General features: G+C 66.5%; 8 protein-coding genes. All 8 read left to right on the top strand.

The genetic code is table 11. The features are described from left to right. Positions 1-174: 174 nt before the first annotated feature. The 8 genes from QF819_10820 (at position 175) to QF819_10785 (ending at position 11745) form a co-directional block, all read left to right on the top strand. Positions 175-1392: a divergent polysaccharide deacetylase family protein gene (locus QF819_10820; GenBank protein ID MDP6803642.1), complete on the top strand. Its 1218-nt coding sequence runs from the start codon at positions 175-177 to the stop codon at positions 1390-1392. Between the two features lie 17 nt (positions 1393-1409). Next, positions 1410-2147, top strand: a complete 738-nt coding sequence (locus QF819_10815; protein ID MDP6803641.1) for a pyridoxine 5'-phosphate synthase — start codon at positions 1410-1412, stop codon at positions 2145-2147. A 90-nt stretch (positions 2148-2237) separates the two neighbouring features. Then, positions 2238-3905: a protein translocase subunit SecD gene (gene secD / locus QF819_10810; GenBank protein ID MDP6803640.1), complete on the top strand. Its 1668-nt coding sequence runs from the start codon at positions 2238-2240 to the stop codon at positions 3903-3905. Positions 3906-3930: 25 nt separating this feature from the next. Further along, positions 3931-4821: a protein translocase subunit SecF gene (secF, locus tag QF819_10805; protein ID MDP6803639.1), complete on the top strand. Its 891-nt coding sequence runs from the start codon at positions 3931-3933 to the stop codon at positions 4819-4821. A gap of 56 nt (positions 4822-4877) precedes the next feature. Beyond that, on the top strand, positions 4878-5396 hold the full coding sequence (locus QF819_10800) for a hypothetical protein (GenBank protein ID MDP6803638.1): 519 nt from the start codon (positions 4878-4880) through the stop codon (positions 5394-5396). Between the two features lie 16 nt (positions 5397-5412). Next, positions 5413-10110: an ATP-binding protein gene (locus QF819_10795; GenBank protein ID MDP6803637.1), complete on the top strand. Its 4698-nt coding sequence runs from the start codon at positions 5413-5415 to the stop codon at positions 10108-10110. Then, a complete protein-coding gene (locus QF819_10790) occupies positions 10107-10355 on the top strand; it encodes a hypothetical protein (protein ID MDP6803636.1) in 249 nt (82 codons plus the stop codon). Before QF819_10795 ends, QF819_10790 begins: the two co-directional genes overlap by 4 nt. 4 nt (positions 10356-10359) lie before the next feature. Next, complete coding sequence (locus QF819_10785; protein MDP6803635.1) at positions 10360-11745, top strand: sigma-54 dependent transcriptional regulator; 1386 nt, start codon at positions 10360-10362, stop codon at positions 11743-11745. The last annotated feature ends 269 nt before the right edge of the window (positions 11746-12014 follow it).

Genomic DNA, 12014 nt, shown 5'->3' with positions numbered 1-12014 from the left:
TCGTGCGGGATGTCGCTTCGTGCGGGATATTGCCTGATGGGCCTTCGCGACGAGCGCGGCGAGAAACCCGGGCTGTGGGCGGAGTGGTATTCTCCTGCGGGATGCCGCTTCGTGGTGGCGCCCTGTCGTTCCTCCGGCTAGCCTGCGTACTTCCTCTTTCCCTGGACCGGAGCCATGGCGAAGCGAGCGCGCGGCAACTCCCGAATCTCCCGACTGACGCCCGGCGTGCGGACGCTGCTGGCCGTCTTCTGTCTGGCGGCCATCGGGGGGGCGGGCGTTCGAGCGGGGAAGCTGGCAAGCGAGCGATTCCAGGCCCGGCGTGGCGAGGATCCGACCCGTGCGCAGGCGGTCGCCGGCGCGCTGGAGAATGTGTTCCTGGACACCGGCGTCGACCGAACCGAGTACCATGCCCGCCCGGGTGCCGCGGAGGGCGGGGACGGCACTGCGGAGATTCGCGTGGGGCTTCCCGGGTCCACGACGCTGGCGCGTATGAACGCGGACATCACGCAAGCAGTGGAGGGTGTCGGCGCGCAGATCCATGATGCCCGGGAGACGGGCTCGCCGGGTTCCCCGGAAGACCTCCGCATTCTCCTGTCGGTGGGAGAGGAGGTGACGCACGCGGTGACGCTTTCGGCGGAGACTCCCCGCGCAGACCCGGATCCCGCCGATGACAACCCGCGGATGGCGATTGTCTTCGACGACCTGGGATACACCACCACCGGCCTTCCCGCGGAGCTTCTTGATCTGGGCATTCCACTGACTTTCGCGATCCTGCCGGGACTCCCGCACTCGGATGAGTTCGCCGAGATGGCGCGGGAACGCGGGCATGAAGTCCTGCTGCATCTTCCGATGGAACCGGTCGATGCAGTGCGTCACAATCCCGGAGAGGAGGCGATCCTCGCCGGTCTCGGCGCCGAGGAGAACCTCCGCAGACTTCGTGTTCAGCTCGGCTCGTTCTCCGGCTATCGGGGGGTCTCCAACCACATGGGTTCCCGGGCGACGGCGGATCCAGAACTGATGGATGTGCTCTTCGGGGAGATTCGGCGCAAGGACCGGGGGCTCTTCTTTCTCGACTCCCGAACGACCCCGTACTCGGTGGCGGTGGCTTCCGGTCGACGAACCGGGTTGTCTGTGATCAACAACAATCTGTTTCTGGACGGAACCGACGAGGGCGAACCCGGTCCCCGAGTTCTCACGGGGCGCCTGGCCGCCATCGCGCAGCGAACGGGGCGGGCGGTCGGGATCGGCCATGTGCGTCGCGAAACCGTCAACGCGGTGCGCGAGGCCATTCCGAAGTGGCGCGAGGAGCGGGTTGAACTGGTACTCCTGTCCGAGTTGGGGCAAGATCCTTCGCGTGGGCGGAAGAGACAATCTCCTCCGCGAACCCGGTAGAGCAGGGAGGCTTCCCCGTGCGACTCGGCGTCAATGTGGATCATGTGGCGACTCTCCGCGAAGCACGCAAGGGACGGCAGCCGGACCCCGTGACGGCGGCGCTTCTGTGCGAAGAGGCTGGCGCGGACCAGATCACGATCCATCTTCGGGAAGACCGGCGCCACATCCAGGATCGGGATGTGCGGCTTCTTCGGGAGGTCGTGCAGACACGCCTGAATCTGGAGATGGCCGCGACCGACGAAATGGTCGCCATTGCGCTCGCCGTTCGCCCGGAGACAGCCACGCTGGTTCCCGAGCGGCGGCAGGAACTCACGACCGAGGGCGGGCTGGATGTGGTCTCCTCGACAAAGGCCATTGCCGGGGTCGTGGCGGAACTGGCGGCGGGGGGCATTCGAACGAGCCTCTTTGTCGATCCGGATCTGGAGCAGGTGAAGGCCGCCCTTCGAACGGGGGCCGCGGCAGTAGAGCTTCATACCGGCACCTACGCGGACGCCACGGATGAGGAGACCCGCGCTCAGGAGCGGATGCGTGTGGCGGACGCCGCCGTCTACGCCCGTCGCGTGGGGCTGGAACCGCTGGCCGGGCACGGTCTGGACTACCGGAACACCCAGGACATTGCGCGGATTCCGGAGCTGACGGAGCTGAACATCGGGCACTCCATCGTGTCCCGGGCTGTCCTGGTGGGGTTGCACACCGCGGTCGCCGAGATGGTGGCCCTGATCCGGGCAAACCGTCCCGCGCCCGCGATCGCCTGACCCCTTGACACCGCGTTGCCTCACCTCTAGTCTCACCGCCCTTGTGCCATCTTCGGGATTCTCCGGGGACACCTCTGAAGGCGGGGCGGAATGAACATCTCCATGCGCTGGAAAGTCATATTGATTCTCGGGGTGGTCGCCCTTGCGGTGTTCTTCCTGTGGCCGACATGGCAGTACCAGAGCCTCTCTGCCGAGGATCGGGCCTCCATGACGGAAGAAGAGCTCCAGGGCATGAAGAACGAATCCCTTCGGCTGGGTCTCGACCTCCAGGGCGGGATGCATCTCGTTCTGGAAATCGACGATTCCAAGGTGGAAGAGGGATCGGCTTCAGATCTCATGGATCGCGCCCTGGAGGTCATTCGGAACCGGATTGACGAGTTCGGCGTGAGCGAACCGGTCGTGCAGAAGGCCGGGGAGAAGCGGATCATCGTTGAACTGGCGGGCGTGGACGACTTTGAACGGGCGGAGTCGATCATTCGGAAGGCCGCTGTGCTGGAGTTCCGCATGGTTCGCTCCGGCGCGGAGACTCGTCGCGTTCTGGAGGATCTGGACAGGGAACTGGCGCGGTTGGCCCCGTCCCCCGCAGACACCTCCGGCGCCGAGGGTGAGGGAGCCGCCCCCGACGCGGGCGGGCTCTCCCGGATCGGGGCGCTTCTTTCCGCGGATCCCCTCGCGGAGAGTGGAAGTCCGCTGTCCTCCCGGGTGCTCTATTCTTCGATTTCCGGCAAGGTTGCCGTCAACGAAGTGGCTTCCGTGACGGAGTCGGAGGTGTCCCGCGTCACGGAGTATCTGGAGGGGTTGGCTGAGCGGGGCCATATCCCGTCCGATGTGGAGTTCCTCTGGAACGCGGAACCCTACCTTGACGGCACGGGCACCGAGTTTCGGCGGTTCTATATGCTGGATTCGCGCCCGGAGTTGACGGGTGAAGTTCTGAAGGACGCCCGAGCGCAGCCCGACCAGAATTCCAGCGTTCCGGGCGGATTCCTGGTGAACTTTGATCTGAACCGGATGGGGAAGCGTCTCTTCTCCCGAACCACCGGTGAGAATGTCGGGCGGCTGATGGCCATCGTGCTCGACAACAAGGTGAAGTCCGCTCCGGAGATTCAGGACAAGATCCGTGGCGGTACGGCCAGCATCACGGGCAGCTTCACGCCGGAAGAGGCGGCGGATCTGGCAATCGTACTCCGTGCGGGCGCGTTGCCCGTTCCCATTCGTGTGATGGAGCAGCGTGCGGTGGGGCCGTCGCTGGGACAGGACTCCATCGATATGGGACGCAAGGCGCTGCTCTACGGACTTGTGATCGTGCTGGCGTTCATGGTGCTTTACTACCGGGGGGCGGGGCTTGTCGCGGTGGTTGCGCTGGTTCTGAACCTCGTGTTCCTTCTGGCCATCCTGATCTACCTGAAGGCCGTACTCACCCTGCCGGGGATTGCCGGGTTTGTGCTTACGGTGGGTATAGCCGTAGACGCGAATGTGCTCATCTTTGAGCGTATCCGCGAGGAACTGGCCGTCGGCCAGTCGGTTCGCAACGCCATCGGTCGCGGGTACGACCGGGCTTTCCGCACCATTCTGGACGCGAATGTGACCACGCTGATCACCGCACTGGTGCTTCTCCGCTTCGGCACGGGTCCGATCAAGGGTTTCGCGGTCACGCTCTCTATCGGGATCATCGTCAGTATGTTCACGGCGCTCTTCGTCACGCGGGCCATTCTGGATCTGATGACATCCAGCGGACGCGTCCGAAAGCTCTCCATCTAGCCGGGCTTTCCGGGGGTAGGAACCGATGCGTTTTCTTACGGATGCCGACTTCAATTTCGTCGGCCGTCGCTCCGCTGCAGCGCTGGTCTCCCTGGCGGCCATCGCTCTCGGGATCGGCTCCCTCGTGGTTCATCAGGGCCCCCGGTATTCCATCGACTTCACGGGCGGCTCCCTCATTCAGGTTCAGTTTCAGGATGCCGTTGCGGTGGAGGACATCCGCTCGGTGCTCTCCGACGCCGGTTTTCCGCGTGCGGAGATCCAGCGATTCGGCGCGGACAACGAAGCTTTGATTCGCGTTCCCCTGACGGGGGATACGGAGATGAACTCCCGAATCAAAGACGGGCTTCGAGACCGATGGCCGGACCTGGAATCGCGGCGGGAAGAGACCGTCGGCCCGAAGATCGGGGGCGAACTACGGGACGCGGCGCTCATGGCTGTCCTCTGGGCGCTCCTGGGGATTCTGGTCTATGTCTCGTGGCGGTTCGAGTTGCGGTTTGCTCTTGCGGCCATTCTGGCGCTGGTCCACGACATCCTGATCACGCTGGGCGTCTTCAGTCTCATGGATCGTGAAGTCTCCCTTGCGGTGGTGGCGGCCTTCCTGACGATTGTCGGGTACTCGCTGAACGACACCATTGTGGTCTTTGACCGCATCCGTGAAAACCTGCGTGTCCCTTCGCGCAAGGACTACTCCGGCATTCTGAACCGAAGCGTGAACCAGTCGCTCTCGCGGACGGTGATCACTTCAGGAACGACCCTCGTCGTGACGCTGGTGCTGTTCCTCTTCGGCGGAGAAGTTCTCCGCGACTTCGCCTTTGCGCTGACGGTGGGGGTGGTGGTCGGAACCTACTCCTCCATTTTCGTGGCTACCCCCGTTCTGGTGGAGTGGGAGAAGCGCCGACCGCGCCGACCTTCCTGACGGACCCCGCGTTGACCCTCCGGCGGTCAGGATCTATGATCCGGCCGGGAGGGTCCATGAACCTGCGCACAAAGATCCCGCTGCTGGCGACCGTTCTGTGTCTGCTGCCGGGTGTCGCGGCGCCCGGCTCTTTCCAGGATGGAGAGTCCGTGCTGGATGCGGGCATCGACCGGGAAGACCTGGGCACGGCCACCCTTTCGAAGACCGGGCCGCTGAGCGTGTTCGCTTCCGTGGAAGAGGCCTGGGAGCGTGCGGACGCGGATGCTCTGGTTGAGCTTCTGGACGAGAGAGACCGTGTCACGATCTCCTTCATCCATGGAGGAGGGCGAGGCGGTTCCTTCAATCGCGATCAGGCATACTTCCTGCTGCATGACGCGTTCCGATTCTCCCGGGTCGAGCGGTTCGAGTTCCGGCGGTACTGGAACCTGGGCGATGACGGCCGGTCTCCTTACGCCGTGGCCGCTCGGGAGATCGTGACGGACAGCGGCCTGGTGCGCGAAGACCGCGTGTACATTTCCCTCCGGCCCGGGGGCGGTTCCTGGGTCGTGGGGGAGATCCGGTCCGTGGAACCTTGACCGGTACCCCCCGCCGATGACGCCGCCTGAACCCCGTTCCCGCCGCCACCCGTTCCCGCTGGATCTGCCGCTGGTGGCCGTGGGCCTGCTGGCGGTCATCCTGCAGGCGAGTCTCTTCACGCGGGAGGCGGCATTCCGCGCTTCCTGGGAGGAGCGGGCCGAAGCGGAACTCACCGTGTCCGCGGATCGGATCGTGGGGCTTTTGCGCGAAGCGGGCGAGGCGGCCCTCCTGCGAATCCGGGATGTCGGCGAAGATCCGGACACGCACGCGCTGCTCTCGGCGCGGGAGGAGCTGGAGAGAACCGCCCGGAGGCCGGTGTTCCTCGATCTGGAGCGCCAGCTACCGGTGCGTCGCGGTCGCGAAGGCGTGACCGTCTACGATGCGACCGGCCACCCCCGCGCCTGGTCGGGCTGGGCTCCCACGGCGACGACCACGCTTCCCGCCCGCCCGCCCTCTTCCCGCGCCGTGGTGCGCATTCGCCCGGGACACATTTACACGCTGCTGGAGGCGATCCGCCCCATTCCGGGAGAGGACGGCCCGCGTGGCTATGTCGTCTTTCAGAAGCCGCTCCGCGTGCTGTTCCCGCTGAGCAATCGTTACCTGCGGACCGAAGACGCGCTTCGTGATCTGGAGGGGCCGGGGGGGACGCACGCGGAAGTGTCGCTCTCTGTGGAGGCGGACGGAGCCGCGCGGATTCGCGACATTCAGCCTGGCAAGCTCCGGGCGAATGTGGGGGAGGAGTCGGCGTCGGCGGTGGTGGACATTGTGCGCGAAGGAGGGGCTCCGGTCGGGCGCGTCACGCTGGCGGGACTCCGCAAGGCGGCGCTGGCGGCGGACACCTTCGGCGGGGCACGCTCTCTTCGGACCTGGGTCTTCGGCGCGCTGCTTCTCCTTGCGGCGATGCGCCTTTGGATCTGCTTCACGCCCGGCAGGCCCACATCCGTGTTCTCCGGGCTTCCGGGAATGGCCGCCCGGTTGGCGTTGCTGGCCGGCACACGGGTGGCGCTCCTCACCTGGACCGCCTCCGCATCTCGTGCGGACCCGACGGGCATATTCGACCCCGGGTGGTTTGCGTCCATCCGCTACTGGGGGCTCCTTCGCTCTCCGGGGGATCTCGTGCTCACGGCGGCCGCCGTGTTCCTGAGCGTGCGTGAAGTGCGGGGCCGCCTCCTTGCCCGGGAGGACCGCCTCGCCTCCGCGTCCCGCGCGCACCCCTTCCTCCTCGGTCTGCCGGGCCTTGCGGCGGCGGGATTCGTGGGGTCGCTGGTCGGGTTTCACTGGACTCGCGTGCTGGACATCACCCGGAACGCGAACGCCTCCCTCTTCGAGGGACTGGATCCTTTCGCCGCCCCTCCGGTCGCTGCGCTGGAGCTGGGGCTGCTCCTCGGCGGCGCGGCGTTCCTCATGGCGGGCGATATCCTGCTGACTGCGGCCTCCGGGCTGCTGTCCTCCATTCCTCCGCGAATCCGGGTCATCGCGCTGGCGGTTCCCGCGCTCCTGGCGTCGGCGGTGAAGATGGGCGTTCCGGATCGGGTTGCCGCGGGAGACTTCGCGCGCCCCGTTCCGGCGCTGGTCGTGCTGGCGGCCTTTCATCTGGTTGGGAGGCGCTGGAAACGGCCCGGCACGGGATCGGTCCTGGCGGTTTCGGTGCTGGCCGCATTGGCGAACTTCCTTCCACTTCGCGAAGGCGTGGAGCATCGCCGACGGGAACTCGTGGAACTTCGCGCGCTGGAGGGCACCGAGAGCCCGTCCCCCACGAGGCACTTCCTGCTGGAGGGCGCGCTGGAGCAGTTTGCGTCGTCCGGGCTTCTGCGTGACGCGCTGGACGGGGAGTCCCGGTTTGAAGAGGGCAACCTGGCCTTCATGCTCTGGGCCGGGAGTCCTCTTCCGAGGGCGGGCGCGGGCTGCTCCGTTCGGATTCGGGATGCATCGGGGAGTGCGTTCAGCGCGTTCCGCCTCGACTTTCCCGAAGAGCTGGCGGCAGGGACCGGCTCGGGAATGACCGGGGGGGAGGAGAGGCGTCGATTCCGTCGAACGGAAGTCGAGGGTGCCCGCGTGGACCTCTATTTCGGAGAGATCCCCGTGCTGGACGGGGAGGCGGTTCGCGGTTCGGTCGAAGTGCAGCTGGCGTTCCACGACGATCTCCGGCCGGAAGAGGAGTCCGGGCGTCGGCTGGCACGCGTCTTCGGGAGCATTCCGGCCGGAGAGGATTTCCTGCGCTTCGCCCGTCAGGTGCCCGATCGAATCGATCGCTACCGGGGCGATGTTCTCGTGGCGTCCACCGACCCGGAGGGCGGGCTTGGGAATCGTGTGCCGTCGGTGATTGCCGAAGCGCTGAACGACCCCGGTGCAGGCGGGCGCTGGGTGGAGCGCCGGATCGGGGGAGCGCTGTACGATGTCTACTGCGTTCGGGAGCACGATGGCCATCGTACCGTGGGGTATCTGGCGTACGGGTTGCGTCGCGCGGGGGTGGTGTCGGGAGCCTATCTTCTCGCGCGGGTCGTTCTGGCGACCCTCGTGCTGGCGGCGGTGCTGGTTCTCGTGGCGATGCTCGGATCGTGGGTCGCCCCGAACCGGATTCCGTGGATGGACATTCCCCGGCCGGGCTTCCGCGAGCGGGTGATCGCCGGGTTCCTCCTGGTGTCCCTCCTGCCGACCGTGCTCCTGGGATTCGCGGGGCGGGAGCTGTTCGTGCAGGAGCGGCGCAAGGAGTTTCGCTCCGTGCTGGAAGGCAACTTGCGCGTCGCACGGGAGATTCTCTCTCGGCGTCTCTCGGATGCCGCCCGGAATGCCGCGCGCTCCGAGGAGGTGCGGCGGCTGGTGGAGGAACCGGGGGGCGGGCCGGAGCCGGTGGAGATTCCCTCTCCGGCGTCCGCGGACGCGCTGGTGGTCGTGGATGCCGACGGACGCGTGGTGGCTCTGAGTCCCGGCGGAGAAGCCGGGGTTCCCCTGCTGCCGGTGGGCGGCGCGCCGGGCGCGACCTACCCGGGCTATTTTCGCCGGGAGGGCACACAGCTCTTTGCGTGCGCCTCGATCCCGCTGGCACCTTCGGACCCCGCGGGCGTGCCACGAACCGGGGCCGTGCTGGCGTTTCGGCGTGTGGATGACACGCTGGTTTCGGAGTTGGAGCGACGGGTCGGTTCGCCGCTCAGTTTCTTTGCCGGAGGTCGTCTGGCGGCGACATCCCGGCCGGGGCTTTACCAGTCCGAGATCCTGAGCGATCTGGTGGACGCCCCCGCTTTCGTCGCGATCGAACTGGAAGGCGCGCGAACGACACTGGTCGAGAGGCGTGTGGGTGCGGGGGCCTTTCTGGAGAGCTGCGGCCCGCTCCCGGATGAGACCAACCAGCCGGCAGGGATGATCGTCGCGCTCAGTCCTTTTCCGGGGGCCGGGCTGGATCCGGGGGCCACGCGAGTGCTTTCCGGCATCTACTTTCTCTGCCTCTTTGTGCTCGCTGCGGCGATCCTCGCGGCCGTGCTGCTGGCCGGTCGGCTGACCCGTCCGATAGCCGCGCTGACGGCGGGCGCGGAACGCGTCGGTGGCGGGGAACTGGGGCATCGAATCGCGACGAGAGCGGGCGGAGAGATCGGTCGGCTGATCGATTCGTTCAACGCAATGAGCCGCAGGCTGGCCACTTCCGAAGCGCGCGATCGAGAACGCCGGGAGTACATCGAGGCGATCATTCGGCATGTGGGGTCCGGAGTGGTGAGCTTCGACCGCTCGGGCCGGGTGGCGACCGTCAACGAAGCTGCCGCTCGGATTCTGGGCGTGGATCCGGGCGATCTGATCGGCTTGCGGCCGGGAGATGCGGGAAAGTCGGGAGTGGTGCTGGCCGAGGCGGTCCCTCTCTTCGGACAGAATGCCGGGGAGATCGTCCGCGAAATCGACCTGCCCGGCGTGGCGGGCGGGGAAGACCGGACGATCCGACTGCTGGGAACGCCGCTCTCCGATCGAAGCGGTGTCCCGCAGGGCGCGGTGGTGGTCTTTGAGGATCTGACGGAACTGATCCGGTCGAAGAAGATCACGGCCTGGGCGGAAATGGCCCGGCAGGTGGCCCACGAGATCAAGAACCCGCTGACGCCCATGAAGCTCTCGGCGCAGCAGTTGCGCGAGGCCTGGCGGGACCGGCACCCGAAGTTCGATCGGATACTGGAGGAGTCCGCAGAGACCATCATCGACCGGTGCGAGGCGCTGCGGAGGATCGCGGTGGAGTTCTCGGACTACGCCCGAATGCCGGGACGCCGAATCCTGCGAGAGGACCTGGGCAGCCTGCTGGGAGACGCGGGGCGTCTTTGCGGCGAGGCGGGACGGGGCATCGAGCTTCGCATGGATCTGCAGAAAGACGAGATGCCGGTGCGCATCGACCGCGACGAGGTGATGCGCCTCTTCATCAACCTGCTGGAGAACGCTGTGCAGGCCATGCCCGACGGGGGGCGGCTGGAGATTGCAGGAAAGGTCGAGGGAGACTGGGCCGTCGCCCGAATCGGCGACACCGGGCAGGGGATTCCCGCGCCGAATCTGGAGCGCATCTTCGAGCCGAGCTTCTCCACGAAGACGGGCGGCGCGGGGCTTGGTCTGCCGATCTGCCGCGCGATCATGGAAGACTACGACGGCTCGATCGAGATCACCTCGGAACTCGGAAGGGGAACGCTCGTGGAGCTGCACTTCCCGCTGGCGCGCGGGGATGATCCGGCGGAAGGGGAAGAGTCGTGACGGCGCATCCCGGGCCGGAGGAACCGACCGCTTCGGAGCGGGGGCGGACGGTCCACGACCTGAACAATCTCGCTTCGCAACTGAATCTCCTCCTGTACAACCTGCGCGAGAGTCCCGACGATCCGGAGTTTCGGGCCGAAGCCCTCTCCATGCTGGCGGATCTGGTTCGCCAGGTGGAGGAGATGGCGGTGCGCCTGAAGACGCCGGGCGAGGGCGCGTCCGACCCGGGCGCGGAAAGGGGCTGACGGCATGGCAGAGCCCGCGACCATTCTTCTGGTGGATGATGAAGCCACCGAGCGGCGGCTGCTCTACCACCTGCTGAAGGCGGATTATCGCGTGCTGGAGGCGGAGGACGGCGCTGGCGCGCTGGATGTCGTGGAGCGGGAGGCGGTGGATCTTGTGATTCTCGATCTGCACCTTCCGCCCGACCCCGACACCGCGGACGGCGGTGTGCGGACGCTGAAAGAGGTGCGTGCGCGGCGCCCGTGGGTTCCGGTGGTGATCGCCACGGGGGATCGGGACCGGAATGTCGCGCTGGAAATGGTCCGGCAGGGGGCCACCGATTTCCTCCTGAAACCGCTGGATCCGGATGTGCTGCGCATTGTCGTGGTGCGTGCGCTGGAACGGGCGCGGCTGGAGAGTGAACTTCGCGACCTCCGCAGAACGGTTCGCCGTCGCCATTCCTTTGGAAGCCTCATCGGGCAGAGTCCCGCTGCACAGAAGATGTTCGCCCGGCTGCAGAAACTCGCCGGAGTTCCCACGACCGTCCTCCTTCTGGGAGAGAGCGGCGTGGGGAAGTCGTCCATCGCGCGGGTTCTTCACGAGGAAGGGAGCCGCGCCGACGGTCCCTTTGTGGTGGTCGACGGCGCGGCGATTCCGGAGTCGCTGATGGAGAGCGAGATGTTCGGGCATGTTCGTGGCGCGTTCACCGGGGCCGATGTCCGCCGGGAGGGGCGTATCCGCAAGGCGGACGGGGGCACGCTGTTTCTCGACGAGATCGGCAATCTGAACGCCGCGGCTCAGGCGAAGCTGCTGCTGTTTCTCGACAACCGAACCTACAGCCCGGTGGGCTCCTCGGAGGAGATCTGCGCGGATGTGCGGCTGATTGCAGCGACCAACCGGAGTCTGGAGGACCTGGTCCTTGAGGGGAGCTTCCGCCAGGACCTCCTGTTCCGCCTGCAGGTGGCCACCGTGGATCTGCCGCCGCTTCGGGATCGTCGGGGGGATATCGCCTCCCTTGCCGAGCACTTCCTCGACACGCTCTCCGAGGAGATGGGGCGTCGCCCGCCCCGGCTTTCGGTCGCCGCGCTGAAGCGCCTTCTGGAGTTCTCGTGGCCGGGGAACATTCGCCAGCTCCAGCATGTCCTGGAGAGCTCGCTGGTGCTTCTGGACGGGGAGGACCTTGATCCGGGCGATCTCATGATCCCCCCGGAGGAGAATGACGCGGCCCGGGAGGGGATCGTTGCGGATTCCAGCGAGGGGCTGCCGCTCAAGGAGCGCATCACCGCCTTTGAGCGGGCAATCCTCGTGGATGCGCTCGCGGCTTCGGCGGGGAACAAATCCTCCGCTGGTCGCGCCCTGGGCCTGGACGACAACCAGATTCGCTATCTCTGCCGGAAGCACGGGCTGGGGTGATCGAAACCCGTGAGAAAGTCACGGGTCCGTGAAAAAGTCACGCATCCCTGGGCCGGTCGGATCGGATGTAGCTCGTCCCGGGCGCGGTGTGTGTCGGTGCAATCCGTTGTTGTTGCGTCGGTTATGACTTATTCACGGGTCGGGGTGCCGACTGGCACGCATTCTGCTTGGATGATGCGTGTGGAGCCCTGTCAACCGGTTCTGATTGGTCAACCGAGGGGGACGGTTTGGCTGATGTTCCGACGGGGCTCCTTTTTTTTGGGGGTTCG

The sequence above is a fragment of the Gemmatimonadota bacterium genome, assembly GCA_030747075.1.
In the GTDB taxonomy this organism is placed as follows: domain Bacteria; phylum ARS69; class ARS69; order ARS69; family ARS69; genus ARS69.
The sequence above is the reverse complement of the archived record's forward strand: the minus strand, read 5'-3'. Positions and strand labels throughout refer to the sequence as shown.